The sequence below is a fragment of the Caballeronia arvi genome (assembly GCF_001544695.2).
Taxonomy (GTDB): Bacteria; Pseudomonadota; Gammaproteobacteria; order Burkholderiales; family Burkholderiaceae; genus Caballeronia; species Caballeronia arvi.
This window is the reverse complement of record NZ_FCOM02000009.1, coordinates 119,908-137,629: the sequence shown is the minus strand read 5'-3', so window position 1 is coordinate 137,629 and position 17,722 is coordinate 119,908. Positions and strand designations below refer to the sequence as shown.

The following is a 17,722-nucleotide window of genomic DNA, read 5'->3' as shown; positions in this document are numbered from 1 at the left end:
CTGAGGCGCAACGATTGCGCGTGTTTAGCGCTTCGAGCCGTGATTTTTCCGATCTCGCCGTCATGAAAGCCGACCGTATTCGTCTCCCGTTCCGAACGCCCATGCCGTCGCGCGTTCGTAAATTCGCGTCGACGATCAAACGGCTCACCGATATCGCTTTGCCGAATCAGTGCGCTTTGTGCGGCAATTTGTCGCAAGAGCTGCTGTGCGAAGGCTGCGACGCGCAATACTGGAACGAGCCGCGCCTGCGCTGCGCGACTTGCGCGCTGCCGCTCGGCGCATCGGACATGAGACGCGAACGCGACGACACGCGCGCGCACTGCGCCGCGTGCCTCGAATCGCCGCCCGCTTTCAACGACACGCTCGCGCTCGCCGACTATCGCGCGCCGCTCGATACGCTCGCCGTCGAGCTGAAATTTCGCGCACGGCTTGCCGCGGGCGAGACCTTCGCGCGAAATCTGCATGCGCTCTTCGAAGACAGCGATCTGCCCGTGCCCGACGTGATCGTGCCGGTGCCGCTCTCGCGCGCACGGATCGTCGCGCGCGGCTATAACCAGGCGTGGGCGATCGCGCGGCCGCTCGCGCGATCGATGGGTGTGCCGAGCGATGCGTCGATCGTCGCGCGGGTGAGGCATACGTCAGCACAATCGCGGCTCGATCAGGATGCGCGCCGCCGCAATGTCGCGAGTGCGTTCTCGATTTCGGGCGATGTGCGCGGCAAGCATGTCGGCGTCGTCGACGATGTGATGACCTCCGGCGCGACGCTCGATGCCCTCGCGCGAATGCTCAAGCTTGCCGGCGCGCGGCGCGTGACCAATTTCGTGGCACTGCGTACACCGAAGGATTAACCCTCTTTAACCACAGCACTATATGTTCAACGTCGTACTCGTCGAACCCGAAATTCCGCCGAACACCGGCAACGTGATCCGCCTGTGCGCCAATACGGGCGCGCGGCTGCATCTGATCGAGCCGCTCGGCTTCCCGCTCGACGATGCGAAGTTGCGCCGCGCAGGTCTCGATTATCACGAGTACGCCGAAATGAACGTGCATGCGGATTGGGATGCCTTCATCGCGAAGGAAGCGCCCGACGCCGCGCGGATGTTCGCGTTCACGACGCGCGGCTCGACACCGTTCTTCGATCACGCGTTCAAGCCGGGCGACTGGTTCGTGTTCGGCGCGGAGACGCGCGGTCTCGCGCCCGCCTTGCTGGAGCGCTTCCCGACCGAACAGCGCGTGCGCCTGCCGATGCGGCCGGGCAACCGCAGCCTGAATCTGTCGAACACGGTCGCGATCGTGACGTTCGAGGCGTGGCGTCAGGCGGGCTTCGAAGGCGGCGCTTGAGCCTTTGCCGCATCGAGCTCGGCCTGATAGCGCGCGAGCATGTCGTCCTCAAAGCACGCGAAGATGACGCGTGTGATGGATGGCGTGGAAGGCAGCGTTTCGATGACCGTGCGCACCGCGATCGGCACGGCTTGATCCACGGGAAAGTGATAGATGCCGCAACTGATCGCGGGAAACGCGATCGATTTGCAGCCGGCTTCTTCGGCGAGTTCGAGCGAACGCCGGTAGCAGCGCGCGAGCAATTCGGGCTCGTTCTTTTTGCCGCCGCTCCAGCGCGGGCCCACCGCGTGGATCACGTGGGTGGCGGGGAGATCGTGGCCGCCGGTGAGCTTCGCGTCGCCGGTTTCGCACCCGCCGAGCGCCTTGCATTCGCGCAGCAAGCCTTTGCCCGCCTTGCAATGGATCGCACCGTCGACTCCGCCGCCGCCAAGCAGCGACTTGTTCGCCGCGTTGACGATGGCGTCGACGGTGAGCGTCGTGATGTCGGCTTTCAGCGCTTCGAGCTTGGCCATCGCACACGCACCTCCGCGTATTCAGCTTTTACTCTGCTTTTGCGTCCCGACTGAGAAGGGCTTGCACCGCATCGCGCGGTGTCACGTTATCGAAGAGCACGCGGCATACCGCCTGCGTGATCGGCATGTCGATGCCCCGCGCCTGCGCGAGGGCCAGCACCGCGCGCGCGCAACGCACGCCTTCCGCGACATGGCCGAGCGCCGCGAGAATCTCGTCGAGCGTGCGTCCGGTCGCGAGCTGCATACCGACGGTGCGATTGCGCGACAGATCGCCCGTCGCGGTGAGGATGAGATCGCCCAGGCCGGTCAGCCCGGTGAAGGTCTCCGCGCGGCCGCCGAGCGCGACGCCCAGCCGCGACATCTCCGCGAGCCCGCGTGTGATGAGCGCGGCGCGTGCATTCAGGCCGAGGCCAAGGCCGTCGGAGATGCCCGTCGCGATGGCGAGCACGTTTTTCACCGCGCCGCCCACTTCGACGCCGATCACGTCGTCGCCGGTGTAAATACGCATCGCGCCGTGATGGAACGCCGTGACCGTGCGCGCCGCCAGTTCCGACGACGCGCTCGCGACCGTCAGCGCGACCGGCAAGCCCTGCCCCACCTCGCGTGCAAAGCTCGGGCCGGACAACGTGCCATTGCTGCGATGCTCGGGCAATTCGGCCGCGACGACTTCATTGGGGAGACTCTGCGTGTCGGCCTCGAAGCCTTTGCACAGCCAGACGATATGCGCCGGCACGATGCCGGCCTGCCGCATCGCACGGCACAGTTCGCGCAAGCCGGCGACGGGCGTGGCGACGACACACAGCGCGTCGTCCGCCGAAGCATGCGCGAGCGCCGCGACGAAATCCGTCTCGAAGCCGAGCGCGGGCGGCAGCGCAACGTCTTTGAGATAGCGCGTGTTTTCGTGCGTGCGTGAGAGAGATTCGATGAGCGCGGCATCGCGCGCCCAGAGCTTCGTGTCGTGCCGGGTCGCGAGGTGGCCCGCAAGTGCGGTGCCCCACGCGCCGGCGCCGAGAACGGCTACTTTCATGCTCGGCTCCGGTCCGGCAGACTCAGTGGGCGGTCAGTGCGTCGCGCCGTTCGCCGCGCCTTCCTGCGCGCTCGCGAGCTGGGCGATGCGCTGCTCGTACAGCGCCTGGAAATTGATTTCCGCGAGGTGGATCGGCGGAAAACCGGCGCGCGTGATCGCGTCGGCGATATTCGAGCGCAGGTACGGGAACAGGATGGTCGGGCACGCAATGCCGACGAGCGGATCGATCTGCTCGGCCGGAATATTGCGGATATCGAAGATGCCTGCCTGCTTCGCTTCGATCAGGAACGCGACTTTCTCGGTGACCTTCGCCGTGACGGTGCCCGTGACCAGCACTTCGAAGACGCTTTCCGCGAGGCGGTCGGCCTTCACGTCGACTTCGACTTCCACCGACGGCATTTCCTGCTCGAGGAAGATGGAGGGCGAGTTCGGCTGCTCGAGCGACATGTCCTTCAGGTAGATGCGCTGGATGTTGAAAAACGGCTGATTGTTCTCGTCGGACATAATGATTTCCTAGGTATTTCAGTATGCGGCGCGCGCAAACACATTGAAACGCGCGCCGCGAATGCGTCTTCAGGCAGATTCGAGCAGCGGCACGAGCCCGCCTTTGCGGTCGAGTGCAGACAGATCGTCATAGCCGCCGACATGCGTATCGCCGATATAAACCTGCGGCACGGTGCGCCGGCCGGTGCGCGTCATCATTTCTTCGCGCCGGCCCGGTTCACGGTCGATCAGGATCTTCTCGATCGCGTCGACCCCGCGGGACTTTAGTAGACGTTCGGCCATCTGGCAATACGGGCACACGACCGTGCTGTACATCATGACTTTCTTCACTTGACTGCTCCTTGTTTCACCACCGGCATGCCTGCTTTTTGCCAGGCGTCTACTCCGCCTTGCAAAACGTGGACCTCGGCGTAGCCCGCCTCGGACACGGTGCGGCTCGCGCGCTGCGATTCCTGACCGGTTTGGCAAACGAGCACGACCGGATTGCTCTTATTCTTTGCGATCTGGCCGATTTTTGCTTGAAGCTCCGTCAATTCGATATTTCGTGCCGACGGCAGGTGCCCCTTCGCGAATTCCGCCGCGGGCCGCAGGTCGACGACCACGGCATTGCGCCGGTTGATGAGCGTGGTGGCTTCGGCAGCGCTTACGCCGCCGCGTCCGCGCCGCATGACGGCGGGCCAAAGGAGCAGCGCGCCGGAAACCAGCGCGATGACGATGAGTGCGATATTCGTGTAATCAGTGAAAAACTTCACGTCGAGGGCCGCCGAAATTGAGTAGGAAAGGAAGAAAGGGAAATCAGGGCAATCGGGGCATTATAAAATAACCGTTTCCCGCGATGGCCTCTGCCGTCCGGCCGATGGCGGCGCCCCGTCCGCAGGTGCAGGATGACGGGGCGCGATCGGCGCACCCGCTTTTCCAACTGACCGACCGACATCATGTACAAGCTAGTGCTCATCCGCCACGGCGAATCGACGTGGAACAAGGAAAACCGCTTCACCGGCTGGGTCGACGTCGACCTGACCGAGCAGGGCAACCGCGAGGCGCGCCAGGCCGGCGTGCTGCTGAAGGAAGCGGGCTACAAGTTCGACATCGCTTATACGTCGGTGCTGAAGCGCGCGATCCGAACGCTGTGGCACGTGCAGGACGAAATGGACCAGATGTATATCCCGGTCGTGCATTCGTGGCGCCTGAACGAGCGGCACTACGGCGCGCTCGCGGGCCTGAACAAGGCGGAAACGGCCAAGAAATACGGCGACGATCAGGTGCTCGTCTGGCGCCGCAGCTACGACACGCCGCCGCCCGCACTGGCACCGGACGACGAGCGCGCGTCGTTCGGCGATCCGCGCTACGCGAAAGTGCCACGCGAGCAGTTGCCGCTTACCGAATGCCTGAAAGACACCGTCGCGCGCGTGCTGCCGTTCTGGAACGAGTCGATCGCGCCGGCCATCAAAACGGGCAAGCAGATCGTGATCTCGGCGCACGGCAACTCGATCCGCGCGCTCGTGAAGTATCTGGACAACATCTCCGACCAGGACATCGTCGGGCTGAATATCCCCAACGGCGTGCCGCTCGTCTATGAACTCGACGAGAACCTGAAGCCCATCAAGCACTACTATCTGGGCGATCCTGAAGCCATCGCGGCCGCGCAGGCGGCTGTCGCCAAGCAAGGCAAAGCGGGCTGACACCCGTCTCGCGGGTCGGGCGAGGGTGCCGTAAACAGACGCCCTCGCCGCATATGGCGTGCGGCTGACGGCGCGCCAGCGGTACCGACAGATTCTTCGCGAAACGTGCGCAACCCTACGCTGCCGGGCGCCAAAGCATCAGGCATTTAAGTTGCGATTAAGTCGTCAATCGAGGCGAGCGGGTATACTGCCCGTCACACTTACGTTGCAGCCCATACGATTCCGACCGCACCTTCTATGCGAAAGAACCTGAAAAACTTCGGCCTGGTCGCCGTTGGCATTGCTGCCGGCGCACTCGCAACCCTGCAGATCTCCGCGTCCGCGCAGCAAACCGCTTCCACGCCCCTGCCGCTCGAACAATTGCGGCTCTTCGCCGAAGTTTTCGGGCAAATCAAGCACGAATACGTCGAACCGGTCGACGACAAAAAGCTCCTCACCGCCGCCATCAAGGGCATGGTGTCGAGCCTCGACCCGCACTCGTCCTATCTCGACAAGACCGATTACGAAGAACTGCAGGAGCAGACCAAGGGCCGCTTCGCGGGCCTCGGCATCGAAATCTCGTCGGAAGACGGTCTCATCAAGGTGATCTCGCCGATCGAAGACACGCCCGCGTTCCGCGCCGGCATTCGTCCGGGCGACCTCATCACGCGCATCAACGACAAGCCCGTGCGCGGCATGACGCTCGACAAGGCCGTCAAGCAGATGCGCGGCGAGCCGGGCACGAAGGTCACGCTCACGATCTTCCGCAAGAGCGACGACCGCACGTTCCCGCTCACCGTGACGCGCGCCCTGATCCGCGTGCAGTCCGTGAAAATGAAGGTGCCGGAGCCGGGCTACGGTTACATCCGCATCACAAGCTTCCAGGAACGCACGGTGCCGGACCTCGCCGCGAAACTGCAGGACCTCGCGCGCCAGCAGCCGAACCTGAAGGGCCTCGTGCTCGACCTGCGCAACAACGGCGGCGGCCTCTTGCAGAGCGCGGTCGGCGTCGCGGGCGCGTTCCTGCCGGATAACTCGGTGGTCGTGTCGACCAATGGACAAATCGCGGACGCGAAGCAAACCTTCCGCGACACCTACGACAACTACCGCCTGCCGTCCTTCGATGCGGACCCGCTGAAGAGCGTGCCGGAAATCTTCAAGAAGGTGCCGATGGTCGTGCTGACCAACGCGTACTCGGCGTCGGCGTCGGAAATCGTCGCGGGCGCGCTGCAGGATCATCATCGCGCGCTGATCGTCGGCAAGACGACCTTCGGCAAGGGCTCGGTGCAGACCGTCCGCCCGATGACCGCCGACAGCGCCCTGCGCCTGACCACGGCCTACTACTACACGCCGAGCGGCAAGTCGATCCAGAACCAGGGCGTGCGCCCGGACGTTCCGGTCGATCAATACGCGGACGGCGATCCGGACGACGCGCTCGTCACGCGCGAAGTCGATTACTCGAATCACCTCGCGAACACGCAGGACCCGAACGAGAAGAAGGAGCAGGAACAGCGCGAGGCGGATCGCCTGGAGCAACTGCGCATTCTCGAGGAACAGAACGACAAGAAGACGCCCGAACAGCGCCGCAAGGATCGCGAGCGCAAGCCGGTCGAGTTCGGCAGCAGCGACGACTTCATGTTGCAGCAAGGGCTGAACAAGCTCGAAGGCAAGCAGGTCGTCGAGTCGAAGTCGTACAGCGAACGCAAGCTCGCGCAGAACAAGCCGCCGCGTTCGGCGTCCGCGCCGGTCGTCGCGCCTCCGGCGCTGCCGGCCACGCCGGGCTCGTCGCCGGCTTCGGGCGCGCAACCGGCTTCGGCGCCGACCGCGCAGCAAACGAAGTAATCTGCCTGTCGTTCCCGCAAAAGGCTTCGCAGCATGACGCTGCGAAGCCTTTTGTCTTTTGCGCGCTTAGAATGCTTCGTTCCAGCCAGCGCTTCTTTTCGCGATGAACGACGACCAACTCCTTCGCTATTCCCGCCATATCCTCGTCGATGAAATCGGCATCGAGGCGCAGCAGCGCTTTCTCGATGCTCACGCGATCATCGTCGGCGCGGGCGGTCTCGGCGCGCCCGCCGCAATGTATCTCGCGGCGTCGGGCGTCGGAAAGATCACGCTGGTCGACGGCGATACCGTCGATCTCACGAATCTGCAGCGGCAGATCGTGCACATGACGCGGTCGGTCGGTGCGCCCAAAGTGACATCGGCGCGCGAGACCTTGAACGCGCTGAATCCGGATATCGTCATCGACGCGGTCGACGCGCGCGCAGACTCGAAGTGGCTCGATGAAAACGTCCCGCAAGCGACCGTCGTTCTCGATTGCAGCGACAACTTCGCGACGCGTCACGCGATCAACGCGGCGTGCGTCTCGCATGGCGTGCCGCTCGTGTCGGGCGCGGCCTTGCGCTTCGACGGGCAGATCAGCACGTTCGATTTCCGTTCGCCGGACTCGCCCTGCTACGCGTGCGTGTTTCCGCCGGATCAGCCGTTCGAGGAAGTCGCCTGTTCGACGATGGGCGTGTTCGCGCCGACGGTCGGCATCATCGGTGCGATGCAGGCGGCGGAGGCGCTGCGCGTGATCGGCGGCTTCGGCGAGACGCTCGGCGGTCGTCTGATGATGCTCGACTCGCTGCGCATGGAATGGAACACGATGAGAATCGCGCGCCAGCCGGATTGCCCGGTCTGCGGCGCGCGCGACGTGAAATGACGCGAGTTGAATCAGGCCTTCTGCAACGCGGCAAGCGCCGCTTCGAGTTCCGCAGGCTCGTAGGCGGCGAGTACGTCAGCGACAGGCTTCTCTAGCGCTTTCAGGCTCGAACGCAGAATCTCCTGCTTCACGACGAGCAACTGGCTCGGATGCATCGAAAACTCGGTGAGACCGAGTCCGAGCAAAAGCCGCGTGACGGCGGGATCGCCCGCCATTTCCCCGCAGACCGACACCGGCACGCCCGCGCGCTTCGCCTCGCGCAGCGTGAACGCGATCAGATTCAGCACCGCCGGATGGAGCGGATCGTACAGATGCGCGACGGAGTTATCGGCGCGATCGATCGCGAGCGTGTACTGGATCAGATCGTTCGTGCCGATCGAAAGAAAGTCGAGCCGGCTCAGGAACAGCCGCACCGCGATGGCCGCCGCGGGAATCTCGATCATCGCGCCGACCTGAATCTGGCGATCGTAGGCGATGCCCTCTTCGTCGAGTTGTCGCTTCGCCTCGCGGATCAGATCGAGCGTCTGATCGATTTCCTGCGCGTGCGCGAGCATCGGAATCAGGATCTTGGTCGCGCCGAACGCCGACGCGCGCAGAATCGCGCGCAACTGCGTGATGAACATCTGCGGCTCGGACAGACTCCAGCGAATCGCACGCAGGCCGAGCGCCGGATTGGGCGCGGTCTCGTAGCCGTCGCCAGCCGTCATCGAATCGAGCGGCTTGTCGGCGCCGACGTCGATCGTGCGGATCGTCACCGGCTTGCCGTTCATCAACTCGACCGCGCGCTTGTACGCCTCGAACTGCTCCTCTTCCTCCGGCAACTGATCCTTGTGGTTCATGAAGAGAAATTCGGTACGAAACAGGCCCACGCCCATCGCGCCCGCTTCGACCGCGACCTGCGCGTCGTCCGGCAATTCGATGTTCGCGCACAGCTCGATCTTCGTGCCGCAGAGCGTTTGCGTCGGCGAAAACTTCAGGCGCTGGAGCTTGCGCTGCTCGAGCAGCTTCTCGCTTTGGCGGTATGAATATTCTTCGAGGACGATCGGCGCCGGATCGACAATCACGATGCCATGATCACCGTCGACGATGATGAGATCGTTCTGACGAATCAGCACGCTCGCCTGCTGCACGCCGACTGACGCCGGAATGCCCAGACTGCGCGCCACGATCGCCGTGTGCGACGTGCGCCCGCCTAAGTCCGTCACGAAGCCCTTGAACGCCTGCGTCTTGAACTGGAGCATGTCCGCCGGCGCGATGTCGTGCGCGACGACGATCATCTCGTTGTGGCCGTTGCTCGCCGCCGTGTGTACGACGAGCGATGCAGCCGTCGGCGCGCCGGCAAGCGCCTTCAGGAGACGCTCGACGACCTGCTCGACGTCGGCCTTGCGTTCGCGCAGGTATTCGTCCTCGATTTCGTCGAAGTAGCCGCCGAGAATTTCGAGCTGTTCGGTGAGCGCCCACTCCACGTTGTAACGGCGCGTGCGAATGAGATCGATGGTTTCCTGCACGAGCATGGCATCGTTCAGGATCATCATATGGACATTGATGAACGCGCCCATTTCGCTGGGCGCATCGGCGGACAGGTCTTCGCGCAGCGCTTCGAGTTCCGCGAGTACGGCCGCCTGCGCCGCGTGAAATCGGGCGATTTCCGCGTCGATCTGATCGGGTTCGATCAGGTAATGGTCTACGTCGAGCGCCGCCGGCGCGATCAGGTATGCGCGCCCAATGGCGATGCCGCGCGAGACGGGAATTCCATGCAGCGTGAAGGACACGCGCACCTCCTCTAGTTTTGATTGTCGCGGTCTCTCGAGCCCCCTCGGCGGGCCAACCGCGCGTCCATTATAAATTCGAATGCGGCGATGAGTCCCTGAACACACGGTCGCGTCAGGGCCGGGACGGTTGCTCGAAGTCAAGCAAATCGGAGGCGCAAAAAAGCCGCGTCGAAGCGCGGCTTTTCACAGGCCCGATACGGCGATGAAGCGCTTACTGCCCTTCCCCGAATTTATCGGCGATGAGCGCGAGCATCGCCTGCATGGCTTCGGCTTCGTCGGAGCCCTCGGTTTCGATCGTCACCGAGCTGCCGATGCCCGCCGCCAGCATCATCACGCCCATGATGCTCTTCGCGTTGATCCGGCGGCCGTTGCGGCTCATCCAGATTTCGCATTGAAAATTGCCCGCCAGTTGCGTGAGCTTGGCGGAAGCGCGTGCGTGGAGCCCCAGCTTGTTCACGATTGTTGTTTCTTGTTGCAGCATGATGCTCCGAAACGCTAGATGAATGAAATGAGCGGCGTCAGTGGCTGGCGGCCGCCTTGGCGCTCACGAGATCCGCGCTTGCCGAGCATGCAGGATCGGGCGAGCCGGCGGCTTTGGTGGCGAGCGCGCAGGGATTGAGCGGCGTGGACGAATCCAGTTCCTGAATGCCCTTCGAGCCGCCCTGAAGAATCTTTTCGGTGAGCGTGTCGAGCGGCGTCGCGCGGTAGCAGACGGCGCGCACGAGCATCGGCAGATTGCAGCCGGCGAGGACGCGCACATCGGCATCGTGCAGGCTCGCGGCGATATTCGCGGGCGTCGCGCCGAAGACATCGGTCAGCACGATCGCGCCGTTGTCTTCCTTCAGGCGATCGATTTCGGAGCGCGCGAACGCGCGGACCTCGACGGGATCGCAGTCGGGCGTCACATCGATGACGCCGATGCGCGCGGGCAAGCCGCCGTAAATATGCGCGATGCACTCGCGTAGTGCGGTAGCGAAAGGTGCGTGCGCGATGATCAGGATGCCAGCCATGTCAGGATGTTGCCTCAAGCGACGATTAGCGACAAAAATCAGACGATAACGTCCGATTCCGCTCGAAAGCGCGCGAGCGGCGCGGAACACAAAGCTAAGGTGGATGCTGCCAAGGCGGAAATCAACCGCCTTGCGGCTCAGTTACCCGACGAGTATCGAGACACGATTGCGCCCCAAAACCCCGTGCGCCGGGACATCAATTCTAACAGTCCCTTCGGAGTGAGTCTGACGCGGCGTCCGGACGCGTTCCGTGCGCCGACAGACTTATTGCGCCGCGCGTTCGAGCGCGTCGATGAACATGCCCGCGACGTCGAAGCCGGTCTGATCCATGATCTCGCGGAAACAGGTCGGGCTCGTGACGTTGACTTCGGTCAGATAGTCGCCGATCGCGTCGAGCCCGGCCAGCAGCAGGCCGCGCGCTTGCAGCACCGGTCCGAGCGTTTCGGCGATTTCACGATCGCGCGCCGACAGCGGCTGCGCACGGCCGAGACCGCCCGCCGCCAGATTGCCGCGCACTTCGCTGCCCTGCGGAACGCGCGCGAGCGAATACGGCACCGGCTGGCCGCCGATCACGAGGATGCGCTTGTCGCCGTCCTTGATCTCGGGAATGAACTTCTGCGCCATCACCGTGCGCGCGCCGTCTTCCGACAGCATCTCGACGATCGAGCCGAGATTCATTCCGTCCGCCTTCACGCGGAACACGCCCATGCCGCCCATGCCGTCGAGCGGCTTCAGGATGACGTCGCCGTGTTCGGCGTGGAAAGCGCGCAGGCGCGCGGCGTCGCGCGTGACGAGCGTCGGCGTGACGAACTGCGGCCATTCCGCGATGGCGAGCTTCTCCGAGTGATCGCGGATCGCCTGCGGCTTGTTGAAGACGCGCGCGCCGTTGCGCTCGGCGATCTCCAGCAGCCAGGTCGCATTCACGTATTCCAGATCGAACGGCGGGTCCTTGCGCATCAGAACGGCATCGAAATGCGTGAGCGGCAGATGCTCGGCCTGCTCGGCCGCGTACCACGGCAAGCGATCACTGTTCGCTTCGTCGCCGACGATCGCGAAACGCCGCACGCTGGCCTCGACCTTTGCGCCGGTCCACGCGAGATGCTGCGGCTCGCACGCGTAGAGCACGTGGCCGCGCCGCGCGGCTTCGGCCATCATCGCGTAGGTCGTGTCCTTGTAGATCTTGAAGCGATCGAGCGGATCGGCGATAAAGAGGATGTTCATGGCAGTTTGCTAGTTCGGTGCGCGGCCTGCGAGCTTACCGCAAGCCGCAATTTCACACCTGATCACACCTGAATGGCTTCGGGATCGGTCTTCTCGAGCTCGACCGATGCCGCCAGCAGCCCGAGACGCGCCACCACGCCATACATGTAGAAGCGGTTCGGCGGCGCGGCGCCGGGCTTCGCGTGCGTGTCGGGCAGTGCCGTGTGCTCGAAACCGAGCGGCACGAAATGCATGCCCGGCGCGTTGAGATTCTGGTCGCGTTCGCGCGACTCGTGCACGCGATAAAACCCGCCGACCACATACCGGTCGATCATATACACGACCGGCTCGGCGACCGCTTCCTCGACGCGCTCGAAGGTATGCACGCCTTCCTGCACGATCACGTCGTGGACTTGCAGGCCTTCCTTCGCGTCGTTCATCTTCGTGCGCTCGCGCTTGGTCAGCGCGGCGACCTCGCTCGCGTCGTGCACGGTCATCACGCCCTTGCCGTAGGTGCCGGCGTCCGCCTTGATCACGACGTACGGACGCTCGCTGATGCCGTACTCGCGATACTTCTTCGCGATCTTCTTGAGCACGCCGTCGATGGCTTCCGCGAGCGCTTCCTCGCCCGTGCGCGCTTCGTAATCGACACCTTCGACGTGCGCGAAATACGGATTCACCATCCACGGATCGATTTCGACCATCTTCGCGAACTTCTTCGCGACGTCGTCATAGCAGGAAAAATGCGTCGACTTGCGGCGCACGGCCCAGCCCGCGTGCAGCGGCGGCAGCAGATATTGCTCGTGCAGATTTTCCAGCACCGGCGGAATGCCGGCGGACAAATCGTTGTTGAGCAGGATCGAGCAAGGATCGAAGTTCTTGAGTCCGAGACGCCGCGGCGTGCGTTCGAGCGGCTCCAGCACGATCTTTTGTCCATCCGCGAGCGCGATGGTCACCGGGCCGTGAATGTTCTCGTCGAGCGTGCCGAAGCGGACGTGCAGCCCCGCCTGCCGCATGATCAGCGCGAGCCGCGCGACGTTTTCCAGATAGAAGGCGTTGCGCGTGTGGCGCTCGGGAATGACGAGCAGATTCTTCGCGTCGGGGCAAATTTTCTCGATGGACGCCATCGCCGCCTGCACCGCGAGCGGCAGCACTTCCTGCGGCAGATTGTTGAAGCCGCCGGGGAAGAGATTGGTATCGACGGGCGCGAGCTTGAACCCCGCGTTGCGCAGGTCGACGGAACAGTAAAACGGCGGCGTGTGCTCTTGCCATTCGAGCCGGAACCACCGCTCGATAGCAGGCATGGCCTCGAGAATTTTCCGCTCGAGGTCGAGCAGCGGGCCACTTAACGCCGTAACTAAGTGCGGAACCATGAATTTCTCGCGAGCTTTGCGTGGGCCAGCGCCGACTCTGGTCGACACCGGGAGGGAAAGATTGTAGAGCAATTGCTTTGCCTAACTGGGGATGAACCACCAATCGACAAGGTTTCCCGGCCGGTGCCACACGGCGCCTGCGCGATAGCTTTGGCCTCCGCGCCTGACGAAACCCGCGAAAATGCATCGGCCAAAAAAATGCCCGCCTTCGAAGGCGGGCAAAATCGCTGCGCTCGTTGCTTGGCCGTTCCGGCGCGCCCTCTCGCGACGCGCCGGTTGCGGCGAACTCGTTACTCGACGTGCTCGCCGTGCAACGTGACGTCGAGGCCCTCGCGTTCCTCTTCTTCGGTGACGCGCAGGCCCATCGTCATGTCGATGACCTTGAGCAGGATGAAGCTCACGACGCCGCTGTACACCAGCGTCACGAGCACGCCCTTCGCCTGCACGAGGATGCTGCCATCGAAGCCGCCGATATCCTTCACCGCGAACACGCCCGTCAGCAAAGCGCCGATGATCCCGCCCACGCCGTGCACGCCGAACGCGTCGAGCGAATCGTCGTAGTTGAACTTGTGCTTGAGCCACGTCGCCGACCAGAAGCAGACCACGCCCGCGACGATGCCGATCACGATCGCGCCCGTCACGCCGACGAAGCCCGAAGCCGGCGTCACCGCCACCAGACCCGCGACCGCACCCGAAATGATGCCGAGCACGGAAGGCTTGCCCTTCGTGATCCACTCCGCGAACATCCAACCGAACGCCGCGAACGCGGTGGCGATCTGCGTCGTGAGCATCGCGAAGCCGGCGCGGCCATCGGCTGCGACCGCGGAACCCGCGTTGAAGCCGAACCAGCCGACCCACAGCATCGATGCGCCGATCAGCGACAGCACGAGATTGTGCGGCGCCATCACTTCACGGCCGTAGCCGACGCGCTTGCCGAGCACGAGACAGCACATCAGGCCCGCGATACCGGCATTGATGTGGACCACCGTGCCGCCCGCGAAGTCGAGCACGCCTGCCGATGCCAGCCAGCCGGTCGGTTCCCAGACCATGTGCGCGACCGGCGAGTAGACGATCAGCGACCACAGCGTCATGAACACGAGCATCGCCGAGAACTTCATGCGGTCGGCGAACGCGCCGGTGATCAGCGCCGGCGTGATGATCGCGAAGGTCAGCTGGAACGCGAAGTAGACCGACTCCGGAATCGTCGAGGCGAGATGGCTCACGGTGAGCGTCGTCGCCTTGTCGCCCTTGATGTAGGCCATGCCGTGCAGGAACACCCGCGAGAACCCGCCGATGAACGAGCCGCCCGGCGTGAACGAGATGCTGTAGCCCACGACGGTCCAGAGAATCGTGATCAGGCAGCAGATCGCGAAGCTTTGCATGACGGTGGCGAGGACGTTCTTCTTGCGGACCATGCCGGCATAGAAGAGCGCGAGACCGGGAATCGTCATGAACAGCACGAGCGCGACGGAGGTCAGCATCCACGCAGTGTCGCCGGAGCTGATCTTCGACGAATCGACCATGAACGGCTCGGTCGGCGCGGCAGGCGCGGCGTCCGATGCACCCGAAGCGGCCGCGGCAGCTTCCGCCGACGACGCCATCGCCGTGTTGGCGCTTGCGGGCGCGCTTGCAGCGGGTTCCGACGATGCAGGCGCCGAGGCTGCGGCCGGCGCGGACGCATCCTGGGCGAGCGCAGTGCCGACATCCGCGCCGAGCAGCGCGCCCGCCATGCACAGTGACATCAAAAAGTTACGCATTCTTCTGGTTCCCCTATCACGAAAATTCGTCGCCAATTTCTTGTTAGAGCGCGTCGGCGCCGGTCTCGCCGGTGCGGATGCGGATGACCTGCTCGATCGCGGTGACGAAAATCTTCCCGTCGCCGATCTTCCCGGTGCGCGCGGCGCGCTCGACGGCTTCGATCGCCTGATCGACGATGTCGTCGGACACGGCCGCCTCGATCTTCACCTTCGGCAGGAAGTCGACGACGTACTCCGCGCCCCGATAGAGCTCGGTGTGCCCTTTCTGCCGGCCGAAGCCTTTCACCTCGGTCACCGTGATGCCCGAGACGCCGATGGCCGACAGCGCTTCACGCGCTTCGTCCAGCTTGAACGGCTTGATGATTGCGGTAATGAGCTTCATGTATCCCTCTCGCTATGGTGTGGTCCTTCGATGCCTTCTAAAGCGGGATGCGCTGGGTGTTACCGCCACGTCCGCCCTGCCGGGCCGCTCAGAGAAGCGTGCTGAAAAGCCGCGCGCCATTTATGCAACTCGTATGCCAAGCGAGCATTCATGCGGGTTTGCGCGTCTTTACGGAAACCTTCGTGCGAAGGGTCGGCCGAACGGCCAACGTGCGTTCCGCGTGCTGGCGTCGGGGTAGGTTCATTGCTAGAGTGGTCTGGAGGTCCCGTAAAAAGGGCATGGGCGGACAACGCGAGGGCGCGGCAGCGCTAAAATCGCGGCGCCTCAAAGGTGCTTCGAGGTGCGCGGCGGTCGCAAGGCGGCGCGCACCAATTTCGAACATTCGATATTTCGGGGCACTGACCTAACAACGAATGCACTTTTTTTGTGCAAGAAGGGAGAAACGATGAAGCAGCCCAACGACGTGTTCAACGACTTGCAGCAGAAGATGAGCGAGCTGTTCAAGAATTCGCCCGCGAAAGATGTCGAACGGAACATGAAGGCGATGCTGTCGCAAGGCTTCTCGAAGCTCGATCTCGTCACGCGTGAGGAATTCGACACGCAGACGCAGGTGCTCGTGCGCACCCGCGCCCGTCTGGAGGAACTCGAAAAGCGCGTCGCGCAACTGGAGCAGCGTCTCGCGACCGGCGGAGGCTCCGCCGCGCAAGACTAAAGGCGCCGGAAACGCCTATCGCACACCTCGGCTAGCGAGCCGTGAGTTTCTAGTTTTATTGCCGGCGCGATCGAAGCGCCGTTTCAGGTGAAATCATGTCGCTTGCCGTGGTACGCAGCCGCGCGCCCGCTCCTGGGCGCGCGCCCGAAGTCGTCGTCGAAGTCCATCTCGCCAACGGGTTGCCGTCGTTTTCCATAGTCGGTCTGCCCGATCTCGAAGTCCGCGAAAGCCGCGAGCGCGTGCGCGCCGCGCTCCAGAACTGCGGCTTCGACTTTCCCGTGCGCCGAATCACCGTCAATCTCGCGCCCGCCGATCTGCCGAAGGAATCCGGCCGTTTCGATCTGCCGATCGCGCTCGGCATTCTCGCCGCGAGCGGGCAGATTCCGGCCGAATCGCTCGAGCATCGCGAGTTTGCGGGCGAACTTTCGCTGACCGGCGCGCTGCGTCCGATGCGCGGCGCCTTCGCGATGGTCTGCGGCGCGGCGCGCCACTACGCATCGATGCGAGAGGCAAGCGCACGCATCCCGGAAATCTACGTGCCGCTCGCGAGCGCGGCCGAGGCAGCGCTCGTGCCCGGCATCGACGTGTTCGGCGCGGCGGACCTGCCGACGCTCTGCGCGCATCTCAACGGCGTGCCGGATGCGCGCCTGCGGCCGATCGAAGCCGTGACGCTTCCCCCGATGGCCGCGTCGTCCGCCGATCTCGCTGACGTCATCGGTCATCCGGCGGCGCGGCGCGCGCTCGAAGTCGCGGCGGCCGGCGGTCATCATTTGCTGATGATCGGCCCGCCCGGCGCGGGCAAGTCCATGCTCGCCGCGCGTCTGCCGGGGCTGCTTCCGCCCATGAGCGACGACGAAGCGCTCACCTCCGCCGCGATCCTCTCCGCGAGCGCGGTCGGCTTCACGCCCGAGCAGTGGCGGCGAAGGCCGTTTCGCGCGCCGCATCATTCGTCGAGTGCGGCGGCGCTCGTCGGCGGGCGCAATCCGCCGCAGCCCGGCGAGATCACGCTCGCTCATCTCGGCGTTTTATTCCTGGACGAGCTGCCGGAATTCGATCGCAAAGTGCTCGAAACGCTGCGTGAGCCGCTCGAAGTCGGGCAGATCACGATCTCGCGCGCCGCGCAGCAAGCGGACTTTCCCGCCGCCTGCCAGCTCGTTGCAGCGATGAATCCGTGCCCGTGCGGCTGGCGCGGCGATCCGGGCGGGCGCTGCCGTTGCTCGCCCGATGTCGCCGCGCGTTATCTGCGCAAGCTGTCGGGGCCGTTGATGGACCGCATCGATATTCAAATCGAGCTGCCGGCGCTATCGCCTGCCGAACTGTCGGCGCGCGGTGCGGAGCGCGGCGAATCGAGCGCGATGGTCGCGGCGCGCGTCGCGGCCGCCCGCGACATACAGGCGCGGCGTCAGGGCAAAACCAATCGCGAACTGAATGGCCGCGAAGCCGATGACGTCTGCCGCCCCGACCCGGCCGGCGAGGCGTTGCTGCGTGCAGCGGGCGAGCGCTTCGGCTGGTCGGCGCGGGCGTATTACCGGGTGCTGAAGGTCGTGCGAACGATCGCGGACCTCGCCGGTTCGGAGATGCCCGACGTCTCTCACGTCGCCGAGGCCGTGCAGTACCGCCGTTCGCTCGCGAGTGCTTGAAGCCTGCACGCACAGTTGGTCCGAGCCCTGCTTACCGGAAACGAGCTTGTCAAGACTTGACTTATGCACAATGAAGCGCTCCGCACCACTTTCCGGTCCAGCCACCACCCCGATTTGCACTCATTTC

Annotated in this window: 19 protein-coding genes; 7 read left to right on the top strand and 12 right to left on the bottom strand. The window is 64.2% G+C overall.

Annotated elements, in window-relative coordinates; translation table 11 throughout:
* The first annotated feature begins 101 nt into the window (after nucleotides 1-101).
* Both AWB74_RS13455 and trmL read left to right on the top strand, forming a co-directional pair.
* The gene (locus AWB74_RS13455; RefSeq protein ID WP_235024564.1) at nucleotides 102-848 is read left to right on the top strand and encodes a ComF family protein; all 747 of its coding nucleotides are present in this window, start codon (nucleotides 102-104) and stop codon (nucleotides 846-848) included.
* A gap of 22 nt (nucleotides 849-870) precedes the next feature.
* On the top strand, nucleotides 871-1,341 hold the full coding sequence (gene trmL, locus AWB74_RS13450) for a tRNA (uridine(34)/cytosine(34)/5-carboxymethylaminomethyluridine(34)-2'-O)-methyltransferase TrmL (RefSeq protein WP_061147241.1): 471 nt from the start codon (nucleotides 871-873) through the stop codon (nucleotides 1,339-1,341).
* Here the strand turns inward: trmL and AWB74_RS13445 are convergent.
* The 5 genes from AWB74_RS13445 to AWB74_RS13425 form a co-directional block, all read right to left on the bottom strand.
* Nucleotides 1,314-1,853 (bottom strand): O-acetyl-ADP-ribose deacetylase, encoded by a 540-nt coding sequence (locus AWB74_RS13445; protein ID WP_061147240.1) that lies wholly within the window; start codon nucleotides 1,851-1,853, stop codon nucleotides 1,314-1,316. The genes trmL and AWB74_RS13445 overlap by 28 nt on opposite strands.
* Nucleotides 1,854-1,881: 28 nt before the next feature.
* Nucleotides 1,882-2,880: an NAD(P)H-dependent glycerol-3-phosphate dehydrogenase gene (locus AWB74_RS13440; RefSeq protein ID WP_061147239.1), complete on the bottom strand. Its 999-nt coding sequence runs from the start codon at nucleotides 2,878-2,880 to the stop codon at nucleotides 1,882-1,884.
* 33 nt (nucleotides 2,881-2,913) lie between these two features.
* A complete protein-coding gene (gene secB, locus AWB74_RS13435) occupies nucleotides 2,914-3,384 on the bottom strand; it encodes a protein-export chaperone SecB (RefSeq protein ID WP_061147238.1) in 471 nt (156 codons plus the stop codon).
* 69 nt (nucleotides 3,385-3,453) lie between these two features.
* Nucleotides 3,454-3,714 (bottom strand): glutaredoxin 3, encoded by a 261-nt coding sequence (grxC, locus tag AWB74_RS13430; RefSeq protein WP_061147237.1) that lies wholly within the window; start codon nucleotides 3,712-3,714, stop codon nucleotides 3,454-3,456.
* Complete coding sequence (locus AWB74_RS13425; protein WP_061122344.1) at nucleotides 3,711-4,136, bottom strand: rhodanese-like domain-containing protein; 426 nt, start codon at nucleotides 4,134-4,136, stop codon at nucleotides 3,711-3,713. Before AWB74_RS13425 ends, grxC begins: the two co-directional genes overlap by 4 nt.
* A 183-nt stretch (nucleotides 4,137-4,319) precedes the next feature.
* On the opposite strand from AWB74_RS13425, the gene gpmA reads away from it, so the two are divergent.
* From gpmA to AWB74_RS13410, 3 genes are all read left to right on the top strand, one after another.
* Complete coding sequence (gene gpmA / locus AWB74_RS13420; RefSeq protein WP_061147236.1) at nucleotides 4,320-5,066, top strand: 2,3-diphosphoglycerate-dependent phosphoglycerate mutase; 747 nt, start codon at nucleotides 4,320-4,322, stop codon at nucleotides 5,064-5,066.
* A 237-nt stretch (nucleotides 5,067-5,303) separates the two neighbouring features.
* Entirely contained in the window at nucleotides 5,304-6,887 is a 1,584-nt protein-coding gene (locus AWB74_RS13415) for a S41 family peptidase (RefSeq protein ID WP_061147235.1), read from the top strand.
* Between the two features lie 103 nt (nucleotides 6,888-6,990).
* Entirely contained in the window at nucleotides 6,991-7,749 is a 759-nt protein-coding gene (locus tag AWB74_RS13410) for a HesA/MoeB/ThiF family protein (RefSeq protein ID WP_061147234.1), read from the top strand.
* A gap of 11 nt (nucleotides 7,750-7,760) precedes the next feature.
* Here AWB74_RS13410 and ptsP read toward each other — a convergent pair whose 3' ends face one another.
* The 7 genes from ptsP to AWB74_RS13375 form a co-directional block, all read right to left on the bottom strand.
* A complete protein-coding gene (gene ptsP, locus AWB74_RS13405) occupies nucleotides 7,761-9,521 on the bottom strand; it encodes a phosphoenolpyruvate--protein phosphotransferase (protein ID WP_200821966.1) in 1,761 nt (586 codons plus the stop codon).
* Nucleotides 9,522-9,732: 211 nt separating this feature from the next.
* The gene (locus AWB74_RS13400) at nucleotides 9,733-10,002 is read right to left on the bottom strand and encodes an HPr family phosphocarrier protein (protein WP_061122339.1); all 270 of its coding nucleotides are present in this window, start codon (nucleotides 10,000-10,002) and stop codon (nucleotides 9,733-9,735) included.
* A 37-nt stretch (nucleotides 10,003-10,039) separates the two neighbouring features.
* A complete protein-coding gene (locus tag AWB74_RS13395) occupies nucleotides 10,040-10,531 on the bottom strand; it encodes a PTS sugar transporter subunit IIA (RefSeq protein ID WP_061147232.1) in 492 nt (163 codons plus the stop codon).
* Between the two features lie 264 nt (nucleotides 10,532-10,795).
* Nucleotides 10,796-11,752: a glutathione synthase gene (gshB, locus tag AWB74_RS13390; protein WP_061147231.1), complete on the bottom strand. Its 957-nt coding sequence runs from the start codon at nucleotides 11,750-11,752 to the stop codon at nucleotides 10,796-10,798.
* Between the two features lie 62 nt (nucleotides 11,753-11,814).
* A complete protein-coding gene (gene gshA / locus AWB74_RS13385; RefSeq protein ID WP_045450259.1) occupies nucleotides 11,815-13,104 on the bottom strand; it encodes a glutamate--cysteine ligase in 1,290 nt (429 codons plus the stop codon).
* A gap of 290 nt (nucleotides 13,105-13,394) precedes the next feature.
* The gene (locus AWB74_RS13380) at nucleotides 13,395-14,861 is read right to left on the bottom strand and encodes an ammonium transporter (RefSeq protein WP_061147230.1); all 1,467 of its coding nucleotides are present in this window, start codon (nucleotides 14,859-14,861) and stop codon (nucleotides 13,395-13,397) included.
* 43 nt (nucleotides 14,862-14,904) lie between these two features.
* On the bottom strand, nucleotides 14,905-15,243 hold the full coding sequence (locus AWB74_RS13375) for a P-II family nitrogen regulator (protein ID WP_014190273.1): 339 nt from the start codon (nucleotides 15,241-15,243) through the stop codon (nucleotides 14,905-14,907).
* A 445-nt stretch (nucleotides 15,244-15,688) separates the two neighbouring features.
* Between AWB74_RS13375 and AWB74_RS13370 the strand changes: the two genes are divergently transcribed.
* Together AWB74_RS13370 and AWB74_RS13365 are read left to right on the top strand one after the other, a co-directional pair.
* The gene (locus AWB74_RS13370) at nucleotides 15,689-15,955 is read left to right on the top strand and encodes an accessory factor UbiK family protein (RefSeq protein ID WP_061147336.1); all 267 of its coding nucleotides are present in this window, start codon (nucleotides 15,689-15,691) and stop codon (nucleotides 15,953-15,955) included.
* Nucleotides 15,956-16,050: 95 nt separating this feature from the next.
* The gene (locus AWB74_RS13365; protein ID WP_061147229.1) at nucleotides 16,051-17,595 is read left to right on the top strand and encodes a YifB family Mg chelatase-like AAA ATPase; all 1,545 of its coding nucleotides are present in this window, start codon (nucleotides 16,051-16,053) and stop codon (nucleotides 17,593-17,595) included.
* Nucleotides 17,596-17,722 lie beyond the last annotated feature (127 nt).

What these genes read in the sequence shown, in the direction of transcription:
- AWB74_RS13455 (WP_235024564.1), top strand. Translation starts at nt 102, where the DNA reads ATGCCGTCGCGCGTTCGTAAATTCGCGTCGACGATCAAACGGCTCACC.
- trmL (WP_061147241.1), top strand. Translation starts at nt 871, where the DNA reads ATGTTCAACGTCGTACTCGTCGAACCCGAAATTCCGCCGAACACCGGC.
- AWB74_RS13445 (WP_061147240.1), bottom strand. Translation starts at nt 1,853, where the DNA reads ATGGCCAAGCTCGAAGCGCTGAAAGCCGACATCACGACGCTCACCGTC.
- AWB74_RS13440 (WP_061147239.1), bottom strand. Translation starts at nt 2,880, where the DNA reads ATGAAAGTAGCCGTTCTCGGCGCCGGCGCGTGGGGCACCGCACTTGCG.
- secB (WP_061147238.1), bottom strand. Translation starts at nt 3,384, where the DNA reads ATGTCCGACGAGAACAATCAGCCGTTTTTCAACATCCAGCGCATCTAC.
- gpmA (WP_061147236.1), top strand. Translation starts at nt 4,320, where the DNA reads ATGTACAAGCTAGTGCTCATCCGCCACGGCGAATCGACGTGGAACAAG.
- AWB74_RS13415 (WP_061147235.1), top strand. Translation starts at nt 5,304, where the DNA reads ATGCGAAAGAACCTGAAAAACTTCGGCCTGGTCGCCGTTGGCATTGCT.
- AWB74_RS13410 (WP_061147234.1), top strand. Translation starts at nt 6,991, where the DNA reads ATGAACGACGACCAACTCCTTCGCTATTCCCGCCATATCCTCGTCGAT.
- AWB74_RS13400 (WP_061122339.1), bottom strand. Translation starts at nt 10,002, where the DNA reads ATGCTGCAACAAGAAACAACAATCGTGAACAAGCTGGGGCTCCACGCA.
- AWB74_RS13395 (WP_061147232.1), bottom strand. Translation starts at nt 10,531, where the DNA reads ATGGCTGGCATCCTGATCATCGCGCACGCACCTTTCGCTACCGCACTA.
- gshB (WP_061147231.1), bottom strand. Translation starts at nt 11,752, where the DNA reads ATGAACATCCTCTTTATCGCCGATCCGCTCGATCGCTTCAAGATCTAC.
- gshA (WP_045450259.1), bottom strand. Translation starts at nt 13,104, where the DNA reads ATGGTTCCGCACTTAGTTACGGCGTTAAGTGGCCCGCTGCTCGACCTC.
- AWB74_RS13380 (WP_061147230.1), bottom strand. Translation starts at nt 14,861, where the DNA reads ATGCGTAACTTTTTGATGTCACTGTGCATGGCGGGCGCGCTGCTCGGC.
- AWB74_RS13375 (WP_014190273.1), bottom strand. Translation starts at nt 15,243, where the DNA reads ATGAAGCTCATTACCGCAATCATCAAGCCGTTCAAGCTGGACGAAGCG.
- AWB74_RS13370 (WP_061147336.1), top strand. Translation starts at nt 15,689, where the DNA reads ATGAAGCAGCCCAACGACGTGTTCAACGACTTGCAGCAGAAGATGAGC.
- AWB74_RS13365 (WP_061147229.1), top strand. Translation starts at nt 16,051, where the DNA reads ATGTCGCTTGCCGTGGTACGCAGCCGCGCGCCCGCTCCTGGGCGCGCG.